Annotated in this window: 21 protein-coding genes and 1 tRNA gene; 8 read left to right on the forward strand and 14 right to left on the reverse strand. The window is 67.2% G+C overall.

The window, feature by feature from the left end:
• Positions 1-361 precede the first annotated feature (361 nt).
• From ASC59_RS12405 to ASC59_RS12415, 3 genes are all read left to right on the forward strand, one after another.
• On the forward strand, positions 362-946 hold the full coding sequence (locus ASC59_RS12405) for a hypothetical protein (protein WP_055823592.1): 585 nt from the start codon (positions 362-364) through the stop codon (positions 944-946).
• A gap of 300 nt (positions 947-1246) precedes the next feature.
• Complete coding sequence (locus tag ASC59_RS12410) at positions 1247-2173, forward strand: serine protein kinase RIO (protein ID WP_200942395.1); 927 nt, start codon at positions 1247-1249, stop codon at positions 2171-2173.
• A 144-nt stretch (positions 2174-2317) separates the two neighbouring features.
• Positions 2318-3619, forward strand: coding sequence for an MFS transporter (locus ASC59_RS12415; RefSeq protein WP_055823595.1), 1302 nt, complete (start codon positions 2318-2320; stop codon positions 3617-3619).
• A gap of 57 nt (positions 3620-3676) precedes the next feature.
• Here ASC59_RS12415 and ASC59_RS12420 read toward each other — a convergent pair whose 3' ends face one another.
• The 6 genes from ASC59_RS12420 to ASC59_RS12445 form a co-directional block, all read right to left on the reverse strand.
• Entirely contained in the window at positions 3677-5950 is a 2274-nt protein-coding gene (locus tag ASC59_RS12420) for a glycoside hydrolase family 3 N-terminal domain-containing protein (protein ID WP_055823597.1), read from the reverse strand.
• Complete coding sequence (locus ASC59_RS12425; RefSeq protein WP_055823600.1) at positions 5947-7032, reverse strand: ABC transporter permease; 1086 nt, start codon at positions 7030-7032, stop codon at positions 5947-5949. The genes ASC59_RS12420 and ASC59_RS12425 overlap by 4 nt, the downstream gene beginning before the upstream one ends.
• Positions 7033-7034: 2 nt before the next feature.
• Positions 7035-8192, reverse strand: coding sequence for an ABC transporter permease (locus tag ASC59_RS12430; RefSeq protein WP_082513657.1), 1158 nt, complete (start codon positions 8190-8192; stop codon positions 7035-7037).
• Entirely contained in the window at positions 8189-9001 is an 813-nt protein-coding gene (locus tag ASC59_RS12435) for an ABC transporter ATP-binding protein (RefSeq protein ID WP_055823603.1), read from the reverse strand. The genes ASC59_RS12430 and ASC59_RS12435 overlap by 4 nt, the downstream gene beginning before the upstream one ends.
• Positions 8998-9822: an ABC transporter ATP-binding protein gene (locus ASC59_RS12440; RefSeq protein ID WP_055823605.1), complete on the reverse strand. Its 825-nt coding sequence runs from the start codon at positions 9820-9822 to the stop codon at positions 8998-9000. The genes ASC59_RS12435 and ASC59_RS12440 overlap by 4 nt, the downstream gene beginning before the upstream one ends.
• 85 nt (positions 9823-9907) lie before the next feature.
• On the reverse strand, positions 9908-11584 hold the full coding sequence (locus tag ASC59_RS12445; protein ID WP_055823609.1) for an ABC transporter substrate-binding protein: 1677 nt from the start codon (positions 11582-11584) through the stop codon (positions 9908-9910).
• Between the two features lie 146 nt (positions 11585-11730).
• Between ASC59_RS12445 and ASC59_RS12450 the strand changes: the two genes are divergently transcribed.
• On the forward strand, positions 11731-12375 hold the full coding sequence (locus tag ASC59_RS12450) for a TetR/AcrR family transcriptional regulator (protein ID WP_055823612.1): 645 nt from the start codon (positions 11731-11733) through the stop codon (positions 12373-12375).
• Positions 12376-12415: 40 nt separating this feature from the next.
• Here ASC59_RS12450 and ASC59_RS12455 read toward each other — a convergent pair whose 3' ends face one another.
• On the reverse strand, positions 12416-12940 hold the full coding sequence (locus ASC59_RS12455) for a hypothetical protein (protein WP_055823614.1): 525 nt from the start codon (positions 12938-12940) through the stop codon (positions 12416-12418).
• A gap of 253 nt (positions 12941-13193) precedes the next feature.
• Here ASC59_RS12455 and ASC59_RS12460 point away from each other — a divergent pair, with 253 nt between their 5' ends.
• A complete protein-coding gene (locus tag ASC59_RS12460; RefSeq protein ID WP_055825433.1) occupies positions 13194-14030 on the forward strand; it encodes a class II glutamine amidotransferase in 837 nt (278 codons plus the stop codon).
• Between the two features lie 10 nt (positions 14031-14040).
• On the opposite strand, the gene dcd is transcribed toward ASC59_RS12460, so the two are convergent.
• Positions 14041-14646 (reverse strand): dCTP deaminase, encoded by a 606-nt coding sequence (gene dcd, locus ASC59_RS12465; protein ID WP_055823617.1) that lies wholly within the window; start codon positions 14644-14646, stop codon positions 14041-14043.
• A 57-nt stretch (positions 14647-14703) separates the two neighbouring features.
• On the opposite strand from dcd, the gene ASC59_RS12470 reads away from it, so the two are divergent.
• Positions 14704-14777, forward strand: a tRNA-Gly gene (locus ASC59_RS12470).
• A gap of 166 nt (positions 14778-14943) precedes the next feature.
• Positions 14944-15942 (forward strand): TIGR00341 family protein, encoded by a 999-nt coding sequence (locus ASC59_RS12475; protein WP_055823620.1) that lies wholly within the window; start codon positions 14944-14946, stop codon positions 15940-15942.
• Positions 15943-15958: 16 nt separating this feature from the next.
• Here ASC59_RS12475 and ASC59_RS12480 read toward each other — a convergent pair whose 3' ends face one another.
• The 6 genes from ASC59_RS12480 to paaA all read right to left on the reverse strand — a co-directional run bounded on the left by ASC59_RS12480 (position 15959) and on the right by paaA (position 20599).
• Positions 15959-16732 (reverse strand): enoyl-CoA hydratase/isomerase family protein, encoded by a 774-nt coding sequence (locus ASC59_RS12480; RefSeq protein ID WP_055823624.1) that lies wholly within the window; start codon positions 16730-16732, stop codon positions 15959-15961.
• Between the two features lie 7 nt (positions 16733-16739).
• Positions 16740-17894, reverse strand: a complete 1155-nt coding sequence (paaE, locus tag ASC59_RS12485; protein WP_055823628.1) for a 1,2-phenylacetyl-CoA epoxidase subunit PaaE — start codon at positions 17892-17894, stop codon at positions 16740-16742.
• A complete protein-coding gene (gene paaD / locus ASC59_RS12490; RefSeq protein ID WP_055823631.1) occupies positions 17894-18376 on the reverse strand; it encodes a 1,2-phenylacetyl-CoA epoxidase subunit PaaD in 483 nt (160 codons plus the stop codon). Before paaD ends, paaE begins: the two co-directional genes overlap by 1 nt.
• A complete protein-coding gene (gene paaC / locus ASC59_RS12495; RefSeq protein ID WP_055825436.1) occupies positions 18370-19152 on the reverse strand; it encodes a 1,2-phenylacetyl-CoA epoxidase subunit PaaC in 783 nt (260 codons plus the stop codon). Before paaC ends, paaD begins: the two co-directional genes overlap by 7 nt.
• A 173-nt stretch (positions 19153-19325) precedes the next feature.
• Complete coding sequence (gene paaB / locus ASC59_RS12500) at positions 19326-19631, reverse strand: 1,2-phenylacetyl-CoA epoxidase subunit PaaB (protein WP_055823634.1); 306 nt, start codon at positions 19629-19631, stop codon at positions 19326-19328.
• Positions 19628-20599, reverse strand: a complete 972-nt coding sequence (gene paaA, locus ASC59_RS12505; RefSeq protein ID WP_055825439.1) for a 1,2-phenylacetyl-CoA epoxidase subunit PaaA — start codon at positions 20597-20599, stop codon at positions 19628-19630. The genes paaB and paaA overlap by 4 nt, the downstream gene beginning before the upstream one ends.
• A 104-nt stretch (positions 20600-20703) precedes the next feature.
• Between paaA and paaI the strand changes: the two genes are divergently transcribed.
• Positions 20704-21135 (forward strand): hydroxyphenylacetyl-CoA thioesterase PaaI, encoded by a 432-nt coding sequence (gene paaI / locus ASC59_RS12510; RefSeq protein WP_082513659.1) that lies wholly within the window; start codon positions 20704-20706, stop codon positions 21133-21135.
• Positions 21136-21154 lie beyond the last annotated feature (19 nt).

Consider the following 21154-nt stretch of genomic DNA (forward strand, 5'->3'; position numbering starts at 1 on the left):
CCGGCCGCGGACTTGGTCGCAGAACCGACACACCGACGATGGTGGATCGATGCGCCACCCCGCCCATCTCCCGCCGACGCTCGCGGGCCATCCCTTCACCACCGCGCAGGCTGATGCTGCGGGAGTCTCTCGATCCCGGACCCGTGCGAGCGACCTCTGGTCGCCGTTTCGTGGGGTGAGAACCTCCGCCCAGCCACCGTCCCTTGTCCGGTTGTGCCAGGCCTACGCGGTGCGCATGCCGTCACCCCAGTACTTCAGTCACGCGACCGCTGCACGGTTGTGGGGTCTTGCTGTCCCTCGGCGGGTCGAGACGGATACTGCGCTCCACGTGAGCGCCCACCCTGGCAGCCAGCCACCGCGTATGCGCGGCATCATCGGCCATCGCGGTCTTCCCGGCGTCGCTCTCGGTGTCCAGAACGGACTCCGCGTAGTGTCGCCATGCGACGCCTGGTGCCAGATGGTCTCCAGTCTCGACCTCGATGAGGCCATCGTCGCAGGTGACGGACTCGTGGGCTGGCCGCATCCTCTGGCCACCCTTGATGATCTCGACACCGCGATCGAGCGATTCGGCCGCCGACCCGGAGCGCGGCGGATTGCCGACGCCCGGCCTCACATACGCGAGTGGTCGGCGTCACCACGCGAAACGTTGCTGAGGCTCGCGACGCTACGCGCCGGATATCCCGACGCCGAGCTCAACGGACTCATCGTCCTCTCATCCGGTCGTCGAACGCACGGCGATCTCGTCTACCGGAAGTACAAGATCCTCCTGGAGTACGACGGCGAGCAGCATCGGCTCGACGGTGGCCAGTTCGCCACCGATGTGAAGCGCCTCAACGACTTCTCCGAGGACGGTTGGATCGTCATCCGGGTGGTCAGGCACACGAGCGAACGCGAAGCCCTCGCCCGCCTAGATCGCGCACTGCGCTCCCGCGGCTGGACCCGATGACAGCGGATGCGACGCAGTAGTGGTCGGCATGCTCAACTGGCACCAGCCGCAAGTGCAGCGCCGGCGGGCGGCGCTCGGGCCCCCGGGCGGGCATTGCCCGCACGGCGCCCGCGGGCATATGCTGAGCGCGCGCGTTCGCGCATCCGATGCACCGGAGACCGAAGGGAGTGATATCGCATGGCCGTCTTCTCAGTGACACCTGCTCACTCCCCCTTCATCGAGGTCATCCGCTAGCACCCGCCCTGCGTCTCACGTGGCGCGGACATCCGGTGGCCTCCGTCTCATCCGGAGAACATCACCTTGTCTTTCGACACCCCTTTCAGTACCCCGGCACGCGCAACATCCACGCTCGCCACCCCCACGCCCACGCCCGCCCCCTCACGTACCGCAGCAGTCAGCGGCTTCGACGACTTCGACGGCGCCTTCAGCCTCGCCGAGCCCGGTGAGGGTCAACGCTGGTCGACGTGGCCATCCATCACCCCGTCTGAGCGCGGCCCGCAGCCGCATCCGTCGTGGCTCGTCACCAGTGCCGCCGCATTCGACACCGAGCTCGGCGTCGTGAAGACGGGCAAGGAGGGCGACGTGTTCCTCATCGAGCGCGGAGTGCCCGATGACGGAACCGGCAGATCCGGACCCAGCTGCCTGCTCGCCGCCAAGCGCTACCGCGGGCTCGAGACCAGCGACTTCCACCGCTCGGCGCAGTATCAGGAGGGGCGACGGATGCGGAACACCCGCGACACCCGTGCCATCGCGCGTGGATCCTCCTACGGTCGCGGCGTCGCATCGGGCCGGTGGGCCTTCGCCGAGTTCGAGGCGCTCTGCCGCGCTCACGAGGCCGGGGTCCCGGTTCCCTACCCCGTGCAGGTGAACTCCACCGAGGTACTCATGGAGTTCATCGGCGACGGACGTACTGCGGCGCCCCGGCTCGCCCAGGTGCGGGCCCGGCGCGACGAACTCGAGCCGCTCTTCGACCAGACGTTCGAGATCATGCGCTCCTTCGCCAGGGCGGGCGTCGCCCACGGCGACCTCTCCGCGTACAACCTGCTGGTGCATCAGGGCCGGGTCGTCGTCATCGACCTGCCGCAGCTCGTCGACGTGGCAGCCAACCCGAGCGGCCTGGACTTCCTGCACCGCGACGTCGCGAACGTGTGCACCTGGTTCAGTCGGCACGGCCTCGACAGGGACGCGGAGTCGTTCTTCGCCGAGCTCGTCGCCGAACTGTGGTGACGCATGCCGGTGACGCATGCCCGGGACAGGATGCCGCCGCACGGATCCCGCCGGCCGGCGGCACGCAGGCCGCCGGCATCCGCCGCTCGTATTCCGCCACCGGGATGCAGCGTGTCGTTCACCACGCGGCGCTAGCCTGAGCGCATGACCAGCACCGTTGCCGATCCGCAGACCACCCGAGGACAGGTCCTCGCGTGGGGCCTGTGGGACTGGGGATCGGCGGCGTTCAACGCCGTCGCCACCACCTTCGTCTTCACCGTCTACCTCACCGGACAGGCATTCGGCGAAGAGGCCGCGGTGTCGGCCCAGCTCGGTTGGGCGCTCGGGCTCGCGGGCATCGTGGTGCTGCTGATCGCGCCGGTCACCGGGCAGCGCTCGGACACCTCCGGGCGCCGCAAGCTGTGGCTCGCGGTGAACACCGCCGTGGTGGTGGCCTGTCTGGCGCTGATGTTCCTGGTGCAGCCGAGCCCCGACTACCTGCTGCTCGGGCTCATCCTGCTGGCCGTCGGCACGGTGTTCTTCGAGATCGCCGGCGTCAACTACAACGCGATGCTCGCCCAGATCTCGACCCCGAAGACGGTGGGCCGTGTCAGTGGGTTCGGGTGGGGCATGGGCTACATCGGCGGCATCGTGCTGCTGCTCATCGTCTACTTCGGCTTCATCAAGCCCGAGGTGGGGCTGTTCGGCGTCACAGGCGATGACGGCCTGGCCGTGCGCGTCTCGATGGTGATCGCCGCCCTGTGGTTCGCCGTCTTCGCACTGCCCGTGCTGTTCGCGATTCCCGAACTTCCGGTGACGGATGCCGCCAAGCGCGCCCGGGTCGGCTTCATCCAGTCGTATGCCGTTCTCGGCAAGGACATCGCCCGCCTGTGGAAGACCAGCCGCCAGACGGTGTACTTCCTGCTGGCGAGCGCCGTCTTCCGCGACGGACTCACCGGCGTCTTCACCTTCGGCGGCGTGCTGGCGGCGGGCACCTTCGGCTTCTCCCCCGGCGACGTGATCATCTTCGCCATCGCCGCGAACGTCGTGGCCGGCATCTCGACGATCAGCGTCGGCTACCTCGACGACAGGCTCGGCGCGAAGCCGGTCATCATCACGGCGCTCGTCGGGCTCGTGATCTCCGGCTCGCTGGTGTTCCTGCTGCACGACGGCGGCACCGTCGTCTTCTGGATCTTCGGCCTCATGCTCTGCCTGTTCGTTGGCCCGGCGCAGTCGGCCAGCCGCACGTTCCTGTCACGCCTCATCCCCGCTGGCCGTGAGGGCGAGGTCTTCGGCCTCTACGCCACGACGGGCCGCGCGGCGACCTTCCTCGCTCCCACAGCGTTCGCCCTGTTCGTGACCATCGGCGGCGAGCAGTACTGGGGCATCCTGGGCATCGTGCTGGTGCTGCTGGTCGGGCTGCTCCTGCTCATCCCGGTGAAGGCGAAGCAGGACCAACTCACCTGAGTTCGACGAAGAAGCCGGACGGATGCCGGTCCCAGTCTGAGCCGGGCGGCCAGCTCGTCAGTCCTCGTCCCAGACGGTGAACCGTGCGGCTAACAGCGCCTCGTCGACGGAGGATGGTCCGACCAGCAGATCGAAATCTCCCTGCTCGACGAGGCGGTGTCCGGCGGAGTCGACGATGGTGCACTCGGCGACCGGCAGTTCGATCCGCACACGGGTCGAGTCGCCCGGGGCGAGGTGGACCTTGCTGTAGCCCTTCAGCTCCTTGTCGGTCCAGCTGACGCTCGTGACGCAGTCGCGCACGTACACCTGCACGGTCTCCAGCACCGAGCGTTCGCCGGTGTTCGTCACCGTCACCTCCGCGACGATGGTGTCGCCCCTACTGAGCACGGGATCTGCCAGGCGCAGGTCGGCGTACTCCACGGTGGTGTACGAGAGGCCCTCACCGAACGCCCACGCGGGCGCCATGGTGAGGTCCGCATACCGGTCACCGTGCTGACCACGGATCTGGTTGTAGTACGTCGGCTGCTGACCGGCATGCCGTGCGAACGAGATCGGCAGCCGCCCTGACGGCTCGACCCGGCCGGCGACGATCTCGGCGATCGCCTGACCGCCGAGCATGCCCGGATTCGCCGCCCAGATCACGGCGGCGGCCTGGGCCACCGAGGGCGGCAGGACGAGCGGCTTCGACGCCAGCAGCACCACGACGACGGGCCTGCCGGTCGCGATCATGGCCTCGAGCAGCGCGATCTGCCCGCCGATCAGCTCGAGGGTCGCCGTGGAGCGACCCTCGCCCACGAGCTCGATGCGGTCGCCGACGACGGCAACCACGACATCGGAGTTCTCCGCGGCCGTGATGGCCTCGTCGAGGAGCTCCTGGTCGGGGGCACACGGCACGACGATCTGCGGCCGCGGCTGTCCGTCCGGAAACAGGGATCCCTGCGGGTCGTTCTCGAGCGTGAGGATGTCGGCTCCGCGTGCGTGACGGACGGTCCAGCCGTCGATCTGATGGAATCCATCGAGCACGGTCGTGATCATCTCGCGCGGCTGACCGTCCAGCCAGCCAGCCTGGCCGGATCCACCGGCCCAGTCGCCGAGCTGGGTCTGCGCATCGTCGGCGAGCGGGCCCACCACAGCCACGCGCACGGGATCTGCAGCCCGTAGCGGCAGGATTCCGTCGTTCTCGAGCAAGACGATCGAGCGGCGTGCCACCTCGAGGTTCAGCTCCGCGTGCTCGGCGCTGCCGACCACGTCGTCGAGGCCGTCGATGGGAAGGCGCGGGTTCTCGAAGAGTCCGAGGTCGAACTTGAGGGTCAGGATTCGCGCCGCGGCTTCATCGAAGGCATCCTCGGCGAGGAGGCCACGCGCGACCGCGTCCAATGCCCCTTCGAAGAACTTCGGCGTGGCCATCACCATGTCGTTGCCCGCCTTGACAGCAGCGGCGGCGGCGTGGGCGTAGTCCTCGTGGAGCTTCTGCTCCCAGACCATGCGGCCGACGTTGTCCCAGTCTGTGACGAGGGTTCCGGTGTATCCCCACTCGCCACGGAGCACGTCGTTCAACAGCCAGTCGTTGACCGTGATGGGCACGCCGTCCATGCTCTGGTAGCCGAGCATGAAGCTGCGGCATCCCTCGCGGGCGACCCGCTCGAACGCGGGGAGGAACCAGCTGCGCAGCTTGCGCTGCGAGATGTCGGCTTCGCTCGCATCCCGCCCGCCCTGCGTCTCCGAGTACCCGGCGAAGTGCTTGGCCGTCGCGAGGATCGCGGTCGGATCATCCAGCCCATCGCCCTGGTAGCCGCGCACCATGGCGCTTGCGAGCTCGCCGATGAGGAACGGATCCTCACCGAAGGTCTCATTGATGCGACCCCAGCGCAGGTCCCGGGCTATGCACAGCACCGGTGAGAACGTCCAGTGCACGCCGGTGACGGCGACCTCCTCCGCGGTCGCTCGCGCGACCCGCTCCATGAGGTCCGCGTCCCACGCTGCGGCCATGCCGAGCTGCGTCGGATAGATCGTCGCGCCGGGCCAGAACGAGTGCCCGTGGATGCAGTCCTCGGCGACGAGCAGAGGGATGCGCAGGCGGGTTCCGGCGGAGAGCCGGTTCGCCTCGAGGATCCGTTCCGGAGAGGTGTGCAGGATCGAACCGGCACGGCGATGCACGACGATGTCATCCAGGTCGTCGCGCGCGTCGAGCTGGAGCATCTGCCCGACCTTCTCCTCGACGGTCATGCGCCCGAGGAGGTCGGAGACGCGCTCCGCGGTGGTCAGGGATGGATCCTGATAGGGGAGGACCTTCTGCGCGTGCTCGATGCTCACGGTCTGGGTCGAGGTCATGCGCTGGATCCTCCCGCCGCGGGTCGGCCGGAGTCGCCACTCGGGACGACGACGTCCGTGCGCACCTGGGTGACGGCGGCGTTCACGTCCATGCCCTTCTTCTTCATGGCGCGAGCGCGCTCGCCGGCCGAGCGGAGCCGGGGGTTCACGTACTCGTCGATGCCGAAGTTGATCAGCGAGAGCGCAACACCCAGAAGCGCGATGCACAGTCCGGCAGGCACGTACCACCACCAGTAGTCCGGGAAGGCGTTGTTCTGCTGCGCCCAGAACAGGATGGTTCCCCAGTTCAGGTTCGACACCGGGATGACGCCGATGAACGCGAGGGTGGTGAGGCCGAGAACCGCGGCCGTCATCGTACCGACGAAACTCGATGCGATGATCGCCAACAGGTTGGGCAGCATCTCGACCAGGATGATGCGGTGCAGCGGTTCGCCGTTGGCGCGCGCGGCCTGGATGAAGTCGCGGTTGCGCAGCGACATCGTCTGGGCGCGCAGGACTCGTGCACCCCAAGCCCATCCAGTCAGTCCCAGCACGGCAGCGATGAGCCAGAGGGGAGGGTCCTGGAACTGCGAGGCGATGATGATCATCAGCGGCAGCGCGGGCAGAACGAGGAACACGTTCGACAGCGCCGAGAGTGATTCACTCTTCCAGCCGCGCAGGTAGCCGGCCGTCACGCCGACCACGATCGCCATGACAGTGGCCATGATCGTCGCGAGGAACCCGACCACGAGCACGCCCCGGGTTCCGTAGACGAGCTGGCTGAAGATGTCCTCGCCGATGTGAGTCGTTCCGAGCAGATGATCGAGCGACGGCGGCTGGAGGGTCTCCTCCAGGTTCTGCGTCGTCGGGTCGTACGGCGCGATCCACGGCGCGAAGATGGCCACGAGCACGAAGACTCCGAGGATGATGAGTCCGGCCGTCGACTTCGGATTGCGGAACATCGCCAGGGATGTCTTCAGCTGACTCCGGAACGTCTTCTTCCTGACGGTCGGCAGGGTGGCCGTGAGAACGCTCGCGGTCTCCGGTGCGCCGGCGCCGGCAGGGCGAACCAGCGTCGACGACTTCTCTTCAGGTGCATTCATGTTCAGGCTTCCGTCTCGCGTACGCGGGGGTCGAGGATGGCGTACGCGATGTCCGCCAGGATGTTGGCGGCCAGTACGGCCAGGACCAGCACGAGGAAGATCCCCTGCATCAGGGCGTAGTCCTTCGCGTTGGTCGCGTTGAGCAACAGCAGTCCGATGCCGGGGTACGAGAACACCATCTCCATCACGAGCGTGCCTCCCACGATGAACCCGAGGGCGAGGGCGAAGCTCTGGATCTGCGGCAGGACGGCGTTGCGCGCCGCGTAACGCCAGAGCACGCGCTTGTCCGGCATCCCCTTGGCCTGCGCCACTGTGACGTAGTCCTCATCGAGGACCGTGAGCATCATGTTGCGCATCCCGAGCACCCAGCCGCCGACCGACGCGATCACGATGGTGAGCGCTGGGAGTGCTGCGTGGGCGACCACGTCGCCGATGAACTCGATGTTCCACCCCGGTGTCACGCCGAGCTCGTACGCGTGCCCGGCCGGGAACCAGCCGAGGAGGGACGCGAAGACCGCGATGAAGATCAGTCCGAGCCAGAAGTAGGGCACAGTGCCCAGAAAGGTCGTGACCGGGACGAGCAGGTCGAGTCGCCCGCCGCGCCGCCAGCCGACGATGGCCCCGAGGACGGTGCCGACGACGAACGAGATGATGGTCGCGAACCCGACGAGACAGAGCGTCCAAGGCAGGGCCGCCCCGATCACGTCGGCCACCGGCGCCATGCCGCTCGAGATCGAGACGCCCAGGTCGCCGTGCAACAGCATGTTCCAGTAGTGCAGGTACTGCTCCCACAGCGACGACGAGTTGTCGAGGCCGAACTGGATCCGCAGCGCCTTCTCCGCCTCAGGCTGCAGCAGACCTCGGCTCTGCGCCATGTAGGCCTGCACCGCATCGCCCTTCATCATCCGCGGGATGAAGAAGTTGATGGTGATGGCCGCCCACGCGGTGAAGGCGTAGAACAGCACGCGGCCGCCGAGGAATCGCCACGGCAGGCGACGTCCGGCGCGCTCCGCCTTGGTCGCGGTCGTGCCGACGAGCGTGGGATCGACCGGCAACGTCTCTGCCGGCGGCTGGTCGACCGGCAACGTGACGAGCGATTGGCCGTCCGTGGATGCCGCCGTCTCGGGATCGTGGTGGCCGGTTGACAGGTCGGCGCTCATCGCGCACCTCCGAGAGTCTGTACCGACCGGTTGCGGAAGAATTCCTCCGGATCGGGTGAAGCCGCACGCAGTTCCTGCGTGTAAGGGTCCTGCGGACGAAGGATGACGTCGTCGGCCGTTCCGCGCTCGACGACCTTGCCCTGATTGAGCACCATGATCTCGTCGCTGAAGTGGCGGGCCGTGGCGAGGTCGTGAGTGATGTAGAGCACTCCGAGCCCCTCCTCGCGCTGGAGGTCGGCGAGCAGGTTCAGCACTCCGAGTCGAATCGACACGTCGAGCATCGAGACCGGTTCGTCGGCCACCAGCAGTGCGGGACGGGATGCCAGTGCGCGCGCGATGGCCACGCGCTGCCGCTGGCCGCCTGACAGTTCGTGCGGGCGGCGCTCCATCACCGAATCCGGATCCAGACGCACGCGCAGCAGCAGGCGGCGCACCTCGTCGTCGATCTCCTGGCGGGGCACCACCTTGTCCAGTCGCAACGGCCGCTCGATGTGGTGGCGGATGGAGTGCGAGGGATTCAGGGACGCGAAGGGATCCTGGAACACCATCCGAAGCTGCTGGCGGTACCTTCGCAGGCCAGCGCCGCTGCGGGGGATAGGGGCGCCGTCGAGCAGGACCTCGCCGCGAGTGGGAGTCTCCAGCTGCGTGAGGATCTTCGCGATCGTGGACTTGCCGCTGCCTGACTGGCCGACGAGGCCGATCGTCTGGTGCGAGCGCAGAGTGAAGCTCACGTCGTCGAGGGCCTTGAGTTGGCCGGAACCGCGGACGTTGTAGATCTTCGTGACGTTCTTGAACTCGAGAGTGGTCATCGGACCACCACTCCCTTCTCGCCGGTGAGGCGTGGGAACGAACGGAGCAGGCTCCGGGTGTACTCGTGCTCTGGGTCGGACCAGAGCTGCTCGGAGGTGGCGGTTTCGACGATCTCACCCTCGCGCATGATCGCGATGCGGTCGCTGATCTCGAGCAGCAGCGGCAGGTCGTGGGTGATGAAGATCACCGAGAACCCGAATTCATGGCGGAGCTGAGAGATCTGCTTGAGGATCTCGCGTTGCACGAGCACGTCGAGGGCGGTCGTCGGCTCGTCCATGACCATCAGCTGAGGGCGCAGCGCGAGAGCCATGGCGATCATCACGCGCTGGCGCATGCCACCGGACAGCTCGTGAGGATAGGAGCGGATCCGCTGTCCGCCCACCTTGACGATCTCGAGCAGCTCGATGACGGCCGCACGCCGCTCCGAGCGATTCATCTCGGGACGGTGCACGAGGAACACGTCGTCCAGCTGCGAGCCGATCGTCATGACCGGATTGAGGGCGTTCATCGCCCCTTGGAAGACCATCGAGATCTTGTCCCAGCGGAACTGCCGCATCGCCTCAGCATCGAGGGTGTTGATGTCGATGTCGTCTCCGTCGGCGTCGTGGAAGACGACGCTGCCGCTCGTGATCACCGCCGGCGGCTTGAGCAGGCGCTGCACACCGTATGCGAGCGTGGTCTTCCCACTCCCGCTCTCTCCGGCCAGCCCGACGATCTCGCCGCGCTTGATGTCGATGGTGACGTTCTTCACCGCCGCGACCGGCGGATCCACGTCGTACACGACGGAGAAGTCGCGTATGGAAAGGAGGGAATCTGTCATGGGAGGAACACTTTCTTCGCTCACAGCACGCGTGGTCTGGGGTGGGTGGGGAAGATCCCCCACCCACCCCAGATGCACTGGATGGTTACTTGACGGGCTTCAGGCTCATCAGGACCTGGACCGCCGACGGCTGCGTCGGGTCGGCTGTCGCGTACTGGTTGTCCTCGCTGGGCCAACCGGTGAACGAGCGGGTGTTGTACTCGCCCAACGTCGGGTGGGTACCGATCGGGATGGCGGGCACGTCTTCGACGAAGATCTTCTGGAGCTTGTTGAGCGCATCCGTGCGGGTCGCGTCATCCGATGCGCTGGCGTACTGCTGGAGCAGCTTCGTCGCCTCCGGGTTGTCGTATCGTCCGAAGTTGTCGGCAACCTGGCCGCCCGACTCCTGCTCGAGGTATGCGCCGTTCATCGTGTCGTCGTAGATGTGCCACGGGTTCGAGCCGGAGCCCGTCCAGTGGAGTGCGGCGTCGAAGTTGCCGGAGGCGATGTTCCCGAACCACGTGTTGGCGTCGGGAGTAGCGACCTTGGCGTCGGCACCGAGGGCGGTCTTGACCTGCGACGCGACCAGCTGGATGCCGGTGACGTAGTCGTTCCAACCCTGCGGATCCTGCAGCGTGAAGGACACCTTCGCGCCGGATGGATCGACCAATGCGTCGCCATCCCAGGTGTAGCCGGCGTCGGTGAGAACCTTCTTCGCACCGTCGACGTCGATCGAGAAGGTCTCGTCCTGGTACTCGGGAGCGATGTACTGGTCGCCAGTCGGCTGGGGGATGCCCGTGACGTTCGTCAGTTCGGGGCCGGCGTTGCTGCGGGCCTTCTCGGCGTGGGCCTTGCGGTCGATGACCATGTTCACGGCCTTGCGGAATGCCACGTCGTCGAACGGGGCCTTCGTCGTGTTGACCAGGATCATGTCCGGGCTGAGGATGTTGGCACCCCAGAAGACGTTGTGCTCAGGGTCCTTGTCGACGTAGTTCGTCTGGTAGTCCGTGATGAAGATCTGCGCCCAGTCCGTCTCGCCGCTCTGCAGCGCGCGAAGCAGGCCGGTGTTGTCGTTGTACTCGAGGTACTTGAGCGTTGCGACAGGAACCGCGCCGCCCCAGTAGTCGGTGCGGGCCTTCAGCACGACGCCCTGCGACGAGAAGCTGTCGACCGTGTACGGGCCGGTGCCGACCGCGTCCTTGACCGGGTCCTTCGAGGGGTCCTTGATGTCCTTCCACAGGTGCTCGGGCACGATGGTGGTCTGCAGGACATCGCCCTGCTTGACGAACTTCGACTCGCTGAAGGTCATGACGACGTTCTCGCCGTCCTTCTTGATGTCGTCGAGCTTCAGACCCGCGAGGTCGAGAGCAGGGGTGTTCTTGATCATGGTGAAGGTGAAGATGATGTCGTCAGCCGTGAACGGCTTTCCGTCGTTCCACTTGACGTCCGCACGCGGAGTGACGGTCAGCTGGGTGTAGTCACTGTTCCACTCCACCTTCGATGCCAACCAGGGGGTCGTCTCGTTCTTGCCGACGGGGTTCACGATGGCGAGCGGTTCGTAGATCATCCGGTCGTATCCGAGGGACATGCCCGAGCCGGTGGTGATGAACGGGTTGTTGATCTGCGTGGCGAGGACGGCGGAGCCGTCAGGCTTCGCGATCGTGAGCGAGCCCGAGCTGGCGGTCTTGTCGTCACCGGATGACGGTGCAGAGCATCCGGTGAGTGCGAGCGCGCTGAGCGCGAGGACTGCGCCCCCCACGATCAGGTGATTCTTGAGCCTCATTGCTTCTCCTTCGTGGGACACATCGATGTGTCCCTCTGTGCGGGGTGGACCGATCGACCGGTCATTTACTTACTTGCTAGTAAGTAAGTTGAACAGAGAGTACTGGATAGTATTTCACTTACACAAGCAGAGGCCGACGGAGTGTCATGAGTACCGCGAACACAAGCAATGCGCGTCCTGAGACGGAGCGCAGACGCACCGAGATCCTCCGCGCCGCGCTCGACATCTTCGGCGCAAAAGGATCGACGAACGGAACCCTCGCCGATATCGCCGACGAGGTCGGGATGACCCACGCAGGCGTGCTGCACCACTTCGGATCGAAGCAGCGTCTCCTGCTGGAGGTGCTCGAATACCGCGATCGGGACGACGTCGCCGCCCTGGCGGAGCGCCACATTCCCGGGGGCCCAGCGCTGTTCCTCCACCTCGTCGGCACTGCACTGCGGAACTCGCTGCGCCCGGGCATCGTTCAGGCCTACACGGTGCTCTCCGCCGAGTCGGTCACCGACGGTCACGCCGCCCGCGAGTACTTCGAGAAGCGCTATCGCGTGCTCCGCAACGACGTCGACGGGGCATTCCGCGAGTTGTGCGCCCAGGAGAACGTGCGCGACTCCGTCAGGATCGATCAGGCGTCGGCATCGATCCTCGCGGTGATGGACGGCCTGCAACTGCAGTGGCTGCTCGATCCCTCCGCCGTCGATCTCGCCGACGTGAGCGAATTCGCCATCGAGGCGATCGTCAACGCCGTCGTGCATCCGGGTCCGCCGCTGTCCTCATACGTCCGCGACGCCTGACCCTACCGGCGCGCGCGAACGCATCATCCCGTGAGCGGCGTCAGCTGATCCGCACGGCCTCGTTGTGCTCGGTGAGCTCCCACGTGCGTCCGCCGTCGTTCGAGACCCAGGCATCCCAGGTGTAGCTGGTCTCGGTGATCGCGCTGAAGTTCCATCGGATCGGTCGTTCGTCGGTCTGCGATCCGTCCTGGCGGATGCCGTCGCGGTGCGTGCTCGCCACGAGGTGGCAGAAGTCGCCGGTCTGCGGAGCGAAGAAGCTCACACGCCAGAGGCCGGCATCCGGATCGTAGACACGCACGCCCGTCGCGAGAGTCTCCATCACCTCGGGATCGTCGGCGCTGGGCACCACCTCGACATCCTGGATGGCGTGGCCGCCGAGGATGAAGGAGACGATCCAGGTGAACTGCCGTTCCCTCCAGGTGCCGGATGCCTCATCGAGGCGTCGGCCCTTCACATCCCACGAGCCGACCAGCGAGCCGAAGCCGCGCGCGTACACGCTGCTCTCGGGCGCGGGCCCGTCGGCGACGAGGGCCGCCGTGAACGCGGACGTGGAGACGGGGCTCATACTCCGACGATACCCGGCCCGGGTTACGGACAGGTGTCGTCGGGGGACGCCTCGGCGGCGGGCCTACGCCCGCCCGCTCGCCACTTGTGGTCGCTCGCCGGAGCGTGGAGCGACCACACATGGCGAGCCGGCGCTGCCGACCCGACCACAGGTGGCGAGCGGATGCGGCGGGACGGATGGAACCCCTCGGGTGGCGCGTTCACGCATCGCGAGTAGCATCACGAGCATCGATGACGATCACGGAGGTGGCTTCATGTGCCGTTGGCTGGCTTATTCGGGTGAACCGATCCAACCGTCCACTCTGATCCTGGATGCGAAGCACTCCCTCGTGGCGCAGTCGCTGAACTCCCCCCTCGGTGCTGAGACCGTGAACGGAGACGGCTTCGGGTTCGGCTGGTATCCGCGCGACAACCGAACCGGCGGCATCCCGGCCATCTTCCACAGCATCGAGCCTGCCTGGCACGACGAGAACCTGCGCGAGATCACGCACGCGGTGGAGAGCCCGTTGTTCTTCGCCCACGTGCGAGCGGCTGGCGGTCCCCCCATCCAGCAGACGAATTGCCACCCGTTCCGCTACGAGAACTGGCTGTTCATGCACAACGGATTCCTCAGCGGGTTCACGGCGATGAAGCGCGACCTCACATTCGCGGTCGACCCGTCGCTGTATCCGCTGATCCACGGCACCACCGATTCCGAGGTGCTCTTCCACCTGGCGCTCACCCTCGGGCTCCGAGACGACCCCATCGCCGGGATGGCCGCTGCTGTGCGGATGGTCGAGAGCGTCGGGCGCGCTCACGGGATCGAGTTCCCGATGCAGGGCACCGTGGCCGTGTCGAACGGCAAGACCCTGTGGGCGTTCCGGTATTCGACCGAGGGCCGCACCCGCACGCTGTTCCACTCCGCTGAGATCTCCGCGCTGCGGGAGCTGTATCCCGACGCCGAGCGCCTCGACGTCTTCGGCTCCCGGGCGCGCGTGGTGGTCTCCGAGCCGTTGACCGACCTGCCCGGCGCCTTCATCGAGGTGCCGGAGGCGACTGTGGCGATCCTCGACGAATCGGGCTACGAGTACCAGCCGTTCTCGCCCGCGTAGGTCTTCGTAGTCAGGCGCCGGGGCGACCGGCCTCGGTGGCGGAGACATCCGTGCGATGGAAGTTCTGGAACGAACGGGATGCCGTCGGCCCGCGCTGTCCCTGGTAGCGCGAGGAGTACTCCGCCGACCCGTAGGGCTTCTCCGCCGGCGACGTCAGCCTGAAGAAGCACATCTGGCCGATCTTCATGCCGGGCCAGAGTTTGATGGGCAGCGTCGCGACGTTCGAGAGCTCGAGGGTCACGTGGCCCGAGAACCCGGGGTCGATGAAGCCGGCGGTGGAGTGCGTCAGCAGACCGAGGCGGCCGAGCGACGACTTGCCCTCCAGGCGGGCGGCGATGTCGTCGGGAAGGGTGACGGCTTCGTACGTGCTGCCGAGCACGAACTCGCCGGGGTGCAGGATGAACGGCTCGTCGGGAGCCACCTCGATGAGGTGGGTGAGCTCCGGCTGGTCTTCTGCCGGATCGATGAACGGGTACTTGTGGTTGTCGAACAGCCTGAAGAAGCGGTCGAGTCGCACATCGATCGACGAGGGCTGCACCATCGCCTCGTCGTAGGGCTCGAGACTGATGCGATCGGCGGCGAGATCGGCCTTGATGTCACGGTCGGAGAGAAGCACGTCGTCAGCCTAACGGCGCGGTTGCTAGTATTTCTCGCACGGCTTCACTGCCGTAACGCGGATGTAGTTCAATGGCAGAACTTCAGCTTCCCAAGCTGATAGCGCGGGTTCGATTCCCGTCATCCGCTCCATTGCGCGGTGGAGCTTCACTCTTCCTTCGCTGACTCGCCCAAGTTCGTCGCATCCGCGCGTCGAAACGGATGCGTTGGCGACGAACTTGGGCGACTCGACTCGGTGAGTGCTTTCGGCGGCCTGAGCGTGCCAGCATGAACGCAGCACCGTTCGATTGGAGCCGTCATGTCTCGTCTTGTCGATGCCCTCATACCGCCATCGAAGCGCCAGCCCGTCGAGTTCCTGATCGATGCCCTCGACCTCGACAGCGGCAACAGCTTGAGCAAGCGCAGCGCGTTCCTCATCATGCTGGTTCTCGCCGGAACGATCGCGATCGCCGGCATCCTGACCGACTCGACAGCCACCGTGATCGGCGCGATGATCATCGCGCCGCTCGGCACCCCGATCCTGGGAATCGGTCTCGGCATCGTCACCGGGCATCTGGGGCTCGTCGTGCGGTCGATCGGGTGGGTTCTCGCGGGTGTCGTCGTCGTCGTTCTGCTCGGACTCGCCTTCGCAGCGTTCGTGGCCACACCCGAGAGCCTCGCCGCCAACTCCCAGGTGGTCGGACGAACGTCTCCCAGCCTCATGGACCTGGTCGCGGCGCTCGCCACCGGGCTGGCCGGCGGGTTCGCGATGAGCAGGAAGGACTTGAGCGCCATCCTTCCTGGTGTGGCCATCGCGATCTCGCTCGTCCCTCCCCTCGGCGTCGTCGGCGTGTGCGTCGGACAGGGGCTCTGGCAGGATGCCGCTGGCGCCCTCGTCCTCTTCCTCTCCAACGTCGTGGCACTGGTCATCGCGGGCAGCGTCGTCTTCACCGTGGCCGGGTACTCCCGTGATCCGAGCTCGTCGCCGAGCGCGAACCGTCGACGGGCCTATACGGTCGTTGCCGTGCTCACCGCGATCATCGCCGTGCCGCTCGCGGTCAATTCGGTGCTCTCGATCGCCACGGCCCGGTGGGGAGTCGCCATCCAGCAGACGACGGAGGACTGGCTCGACGGCGAGGAGGGCGCACGCACCTACGCCGTCGCATGGAGCGGCCTCACGGCCACGATCGACGTCACGACCGACGACGGCTCGGTTCCGCCGATCGACACGCTCCAGACGGCGATGTCCGCGGTCGTGCCGTCGTTCGTAGGCGTGGTGATCGACGTAGGGCAGGGCGTCGAGCACGTCGTGCAATGAGCGGAGAGCGCCGGGCTCAGCCACGTCCGGTGAAGACCGGCCGACGCTTCTCGCGGAAGGCAGCGAAGCCCTCCCGGTAGTCCGCTGTTGCGCAGAGTGCAGCCTGGGCACGGTTCTCCGCATCCATCGACCGCCAGAGCCCCAGGCGTTCATCACGCAGGGCTGCGACCAGACGCTTGCTCTCCAGGAAGGCCCGAGTGGCACCGGATGCCGCCCCACGGGCAGCCGCCCGGGTCGACTCGAGCACCTGGTCGTCAGGCAGCACCTGGGAGAAGAGCCCGGACGTGACAGCCTCCGTGCCGCTCATGAGCCGACCGGTGTAGATCAGGTCGAGGGTCTTGTGGGCCCCGAGCCTCTCGAAGAACAGGGCGTGCCCGCCGGAGTCGAGGGTCGCGCCGAGCTTGGCGAACGGGGAACCGATCTTCGCAGTCTCAGCGACGTAGACGACATCCGTCGCGATGAGCAGGCCGAGGCCGACGCCCAGGCACGCGCCGTGGGCGGTGGCGAAGGTGGGCGCCGGGAAGCGGCTCATCTGTTCGAGAAGAGGCGTGACGAGGTCGCCGAGGTAGCCGAGCACATCGTCGGTCGCCGGGTCGACGTTCGCGATGTCACGGCCGGCGCAGAACGCGCGACCCTCCCCACGGAGCACGAGGGCGCGAACGCCGGAGCGCTCAGCCTCGACATAGGCCTCCAGCAGTTCGGCGAGCGCCGCCGGATCGAGAGCGTTCATCCGCTCTGGCGCATTCAGGACGACTTCGGCTATGCCGTCGGCGATGGTCAGCTCGATCATGGGGCTCCTAGACGTCGTAGTCGACGAGCACGCGCTCCGTCGTGGGGTGGGACTGGCAGGTGAGGATGTAGCCGCGCTCCAGCTCGTCGGGTTCGAGCGCGTAGTTCTCGGTCATCTGCACGCTGCCCTCCAGGATGCGGGCCCGACAGGTGCCGCAGACTCCACCCGCACAGGCGAAGGGAACGTCGGGTCGCACGCGCAGGGCGGCGTTCAGGATCGACTCATGAGCACCGACGGGACTCTCGACGGTCGTGGACTGTCCGTCGAGGGAGAACTCGATGCGCACGACCTCATCGCCGGCGCGCACCACGACGGGCCGACCGCGATCACCGGTCGGCCTGTTCTCCTCTCCGGTTGTGAACAGCTCGAATCGAACGTGGGAACGCTCGACGCCGACGCTCTCGAGTGTGTCGCGACAGAGTTGGACGAGGTCGAACGGCCCGCACAGGAACCATTCGTCGACGGTCGTCGGCGGAATGAGCACGTCGAGCATCCGGCGCAGCTTGTCCTCGTCGATGCGCCCGGAGAGCAGGGGCGCCGTCCGCTGCTCGCGCGAAAGCACGTGATGCAGCGCGAGCCTCGTGGGATATCGGTCCTTGAGGTCTCCCAGGTCGTCGAGGAACATCACGTCGAGGCTCGACCGATTCGTGTAGACGAGCGTGAAGCGTGCCGTCTCCGAGGTGGAGAGCACGGTCTGGGCTAGCGACATGAGCGGGGTGATGCCCGATCCGGCGGCGATGCCCACGATGTGCCGACCGTCGAAGTCCGCGAGCGAGGTGGTGAAGGTGCCCTGCGGACTCATCACGTCGATCCGGTCTCCGGCGTGCAGTTCGCTGTTCGCCCAGCTGGAGAACCGGCCGCCCAGGTCGCGCTTGATGGCGACGGAGATGCTCGTCATCGCACCAGCGCGGTGGGGTGGGCGACAGATGGAGTAGCTGCGGCGGAGCTCGTGCCCGTCGATGATCGCCCTGAGGGCCACGTGTTGACCGGGCAGGTAGTCGTACTCTCCGGTCAGGGCGTCGGGCACGGCGAAGGTGACCTCGACACTGTCTGCGGTGAGTGGCCGCACCTCGGAGACCTCGAGTTCGTGGAATCGCGCGCGACGGCGGGCGGATGCTGTGGACGTCGCTGCCGCGGCCGCCCCCAGGTTCCTGGCGGCCATCACAGCACCTTGAAGTAGTCGAACGGCTCCAGACAGGCGCGGCATTCGTAGAGCGCCTTGCAGGAGGTGGAGCCGAACCGGGCGATCTCCCGGGTGTCGAGGGAGTCGCAGCGTGGGCACTTCACCGTCAGCCTCACCCGGACCGGCCCCGATGGGCGTGCCGCGGCGAGACCGCTCGGTGCGGCGATCCCGTAGTCGCGCAGCTTCTGCTTCCCGTTCTCGCTCATCCAGTCGGTGGTCCACGCCGGAGCGAGGACGAGCTCGACGGTCACCTCGTCGTAGCCCGATGCGCGGAGGGCATCGGTCACGTCGTCACGGATGGCGTCGACGGCCGGGCATCCGCTGTAGGTGGGGGTGATGCGCACGCGCACGGACGACCCGTCCTCATCGACGGCCCGCAGGATGCCCAGGTCCTCGATCGTGAGCACCGGGATCTCGGGGTCGACGATGGTGGCGGCGACGGCCCAGGCGCGAGTCACCATGATGCCCCCGGATGCTGCCGGGCGAGCACCTGCATCTCGGCGAGCACGTACCCCAGCGTGGGGAAGTGCCTGCCGGCCCGACCCCCGCACGCGGCGATGAAGCCAGCGGGGCGCGCGAGTTGCGCCTCGTCGAGGACGGGATCGATGACGGCGTCGAAAGCCGTCCGGATGGTCGACGGCCGCACGGCCACGCCCTCGAGCCGGTCGATCAGGGGCTCGTCGACGAACAGTTCGTCGACGTAGGGCCAGAGGTCGGCGAGCGCGATGGTCATGCGTCGGCGGGATTCCTCCGTGCCGAGGGCCAGCCGGAGAGTCCACTGCGTGGCGTGGTCGCGGTGGTAGTCGACCTCCTTCACCGCCTTCTCCGCGATGGCGGCCAAGGTCGCATCCTGGGACGCCCGCAGGCGCGAATACAGTTCGACGAGGTAGATCGAGGCGATGAGCTGGCGGGCGATCGTGTGGGCGAAGTCGCCGTTCGGCTGCTCGAACAGCCAGGCGCTGCGGAACTCGGGTTCGTCGCGCCAGTACGCCAGGTCGTCCTCGGTGCGCGCGGTCGCGGTGCCCGAGTACCGGAGCAGCGACCGCGCGTGGCCGATGAGGTCGAGCCCGATGTTTCCGAGCGCGACGTCCTCCTCGAGCTCAGGTGCGCGCGAGATCCACCATCCGAGTTGCTGGGCGAGCACGAGGGCGTCATCCCCGAGCCAGAGCGCGTACTCGGCGACGTCGGCGGATGCGACGGCATCGATCTCGCCCGCCAGCTCCGCCGACAGGGTGATCTGATCGACGGAGACCTCGCCGTGGGGTTCGGCTGTCTGGGGTGATCTCGATACGCGTCCGCCTCCGTCGGCCGCTACTCGATCAGCGGAGGCGGGGGCTGTCGCTACTCGATCAGCGGGGGCGGGGGCTGTCGCTCCTCGATCAGCGGAGGTGGGGGTGGGGGTGGGGGTGCTCACAGGTGCTTCACCCCCTCGCTGGCGGTGTAGTAGCTGGCATGCCTGTAGTTCTTGCCGGCCGGGCTCTCGAACCAGGCGCCCTTCGCATCGGGGTCGCTCGTCGTGATCGCATCGGCCGGTACCACCCAGACCGACACCCCCTCATTGCGGCGGGTGTACACGTCCCGGGCATTGCGCACGGCCATCTCGGCGTCGGGCGCGTGCAGCGATCCGACGTGCACATGGCTGAGGCCGCGCCCGGCTCGGACGAAGACCTCCCACAGCGGCCACGGCTCGGCCGCGGACTGACCCGGGGTGCTCATGCGGCAGCCTCCTGCGAACGCTTCGCGGCGTAGGCGGCTGCGGCCTCCCGCACCCACGCGCCGTCCTCGTGGGCCTCCCGGCGACGCTTCAGGCGCTCGGCGTTCATCGGCCCCCGCCCGGCCAGCACCTCGTGGAACTCGGTCCAGTCGATCTCGCTCATGACGTAGCGGCCGGTCGCCTCATCGAGTGTCAACTCGGGGTCGGGAAGCGTGACGCCGAGCACCTCGGCCTGGGGAACGAGCATGCCGACGAAGCGCTGGCGGAGTTCATCGTTCGTGAAGCGCTTGATGTTCCATGCCATCGACTGCGCCGAGTTGGGCGACTGGTCGTCGGGCGGTCCGAACATCTGCAGGGATGGCCAGTACCAGCGATCGACGGCATCCTGCGCCATCCGCTGCTGAGCCGGCGTCCCCCGCATGAGCTCGAGCAGGATCTCGAACCCCTGCCGCTGGTGGAACGACTCCTCCTTGCAGATGCGCACCATCGCGCGGCCGTAGGGTCCGTACGACGCCCGGCAGAGCGGAACCTGGTTGCAGATCGCGGCTCCGTCGACCAACCACCCGATCGCGCCCATGTCCGCCCATGTGGGCGTCGGGTAGTTGAAGATCGACGAGTACCGCGCCTTGCCGGCGATCAGCGCGTCCATCATGTCGTCGCGCGTCGTTCCCAGCGTCTGCGCCGCCGAGTAGAGGTAGAGCCCGTGTCCGGCCTCGTCCTGCACCTTGGCCATGAGGATGGCCTTGCGCTTGAGGCTCGGCGCCCGGGTGATCCAGTTGGCCTCCGGCTGCATCCCGATGATCTCGGAGTGGGCGTGCTGGGAGATCTGCCGCACGAGCGTTCTGCGGTAGGCGTCGGGCATCCAGTCGCGCGGCTCGATGCGCCCGTCGGCCTCGATGATGGCGGCGAACTGATCCTCCTCCGGCGTCGGCTCGGTCGCCACGGCGGTGAGGTCTGCGGGGGTGGTCATCGTCGACTCCTCGGTTGTGATCGGCATTACCAACCGATCGTTCAGTTAGTATATAGTCGGTTTCCGCGGTCGGCAACGCGACCCCGCCCATCGAGGAGGACGTCATGACGGATGCCGGCGCGACCTCGTCCCGGGCCATGATGCAGCGTGATCGCGCCTCGGCCGCGCTCGGCATGGTGGTTGAGCGTGACGAACCCGGCCTGGCCGTCGTCTCGATGCTCGTTCGCGACGACATGACGAACGGCTTCGCCATCACGCACGGCGGCATGGTGTTCGCCCTCGCCGACACGGCATTCGCCATCGCCTGCAACGAAGACGAATCGGTGACCGTGGCCGCCGGGGCCGACATCACCTTCCTGTCGTCGACTCGCGCCGGGCAGACACTGACCGCTACAGCGCGTCGAGTCGTGCGGAGCGGTCGCACCGGACTGTACGACGTGTCCGTCACGGCCGACGACGGCACCCCCGTCGCGGAGTTCCGGGGCCGGTCGATCTCGACGCGCCGCGCGCCCGCCGAGGGCTCCGAGGAGCACTGACGCCGTGGGGGCACCCACG

The organism is Leifsonia sp. Root1293 (genome assembly GCF_001425325.1).
Lineage (GTDB): Bacteria > Actinomycetota > Actinomycetes > Actinomycetales > Microbacteriaceae > Orlajensenia.

Coding starts and splice junctions, on each gene's coding strand:
- ASC59_RS12405 (WP_055823592.1), top strand. CDS start 362: ATGCGCGGCATCATCGGCCATCGCGGTCTTCCCGGCGTCGCTCTCGGT.
- ASC59_RS12415 (WP_055823595.1), top strand. CDS start 2,318: ATGACCAGCACCGTTGCCGATCCGCAGACCACCCGAGGACAGGTCCTC.
- ASC59_RS12420 (WP_055823597.1), bottom strand. CDS start 5,950: ATGACCTCGACCCAGACCGTGAGCATCGAGCACGCGCAGAAGGTCCTC.
- ASC59_RS12425 (WP_055823600.1), bottom strand. CDS start 7,032: ATGAATGCACCTGAAGAGAAGTCGTCGACGCTGGTTCGCCCTGCCGGC.
- ASC59_RS12430 (WP_082513657.1), bottom strand. CDS start 8,192: ATGAGCGCCGACCTGTCAACCGGCCACCACGATCCCGAGACGGCGGCA.
- ASC59_RS12435 (WP_055823603.1), bottom strand. CDS start 9,001: ATGACCACTCTCGAGTTCAAGAACGTCACGAAGATCTACAACGTCCGC.
- ASC59_RS12440 (WP_055823605.1), bottom strand. CDS start 9,822: ATGACAGATTCCCTCCTTTCCATACGCGACTTCTCCGTCGTGTACGAC.
- ASC59_RS12445 (WP_055823609.1), bottom strand. CDS start 11,584: ATGAGGCTCAAGAATCACCTGATCGTGGGGGGCGCAGTCCTCGCGCTC.
- ASC59_RS12450 (WP_055823612.1), top strand. CDS start 11,731: ATGAGTACCGCGAACACAAGCAATGCGCGTCCTGAGACGGAGCGCAGA.
- ASC59_RS12455 (WP_055823614.1), bottom strand. CDS start 12,940: ATGAGCCCCGTCTCCACGTCCGCGTTCACGGCGGCCCTCGTCGCCGAC.
- ASC59_RS12460 (WP_055825433.1), top strand. CDS start 13,194: ATGTGCCGTTGGCTGGCTTATTCGGGTGAACCGATCCAACCGTCCACT.
- ASC59_RS12475 (WP_055823620.1), top strand. CDS start 14,944: ATGTCTCGTCTTGTCGATGCCCTCATACCGCCATCGAAGCGCCAGCCC.
- ASC59_RS12480 (WP_055823624.1), bottom strand. CDS start 16,732: ATGATCGAGCTGACCATCGCCGACGGCATAGCCGAAGTCGTCCTGAAT.
- paaE (WP_055823628.1), bottom strand. CDS start 17,894: ATGGCCGCCAGGAACCTGGGGGCGGCCGCGGCAGCGACGTCCACAGCA.
- paaD (WP_055823631.1), bottom strand. CDS start 18,376: ATGGTGACTCGCGCCTGGGCCGTCGCCGCCACCATCGTCGACCCCGAG.
- paaB (WP_055823634.1), bottom strand. CDS start 19,631: ATGAGCACCCCGGGTCAGTCCGCGGCCGAGCCGTGGCCGCTGTGGGAG.
- paaA (WP_055825439.1), bottom strand. CDS start 20,599: ATGACCACCCCCGCAGACCTCACCGCCGTGGCGACCGAGCCGACGCCG.
- paaI (WP_082513659.1), top strand. CDS start 20,704: ATGACGGATGCCGGCGCGACCTCGTCCCGGGCCATGATGCAGCGTGAT.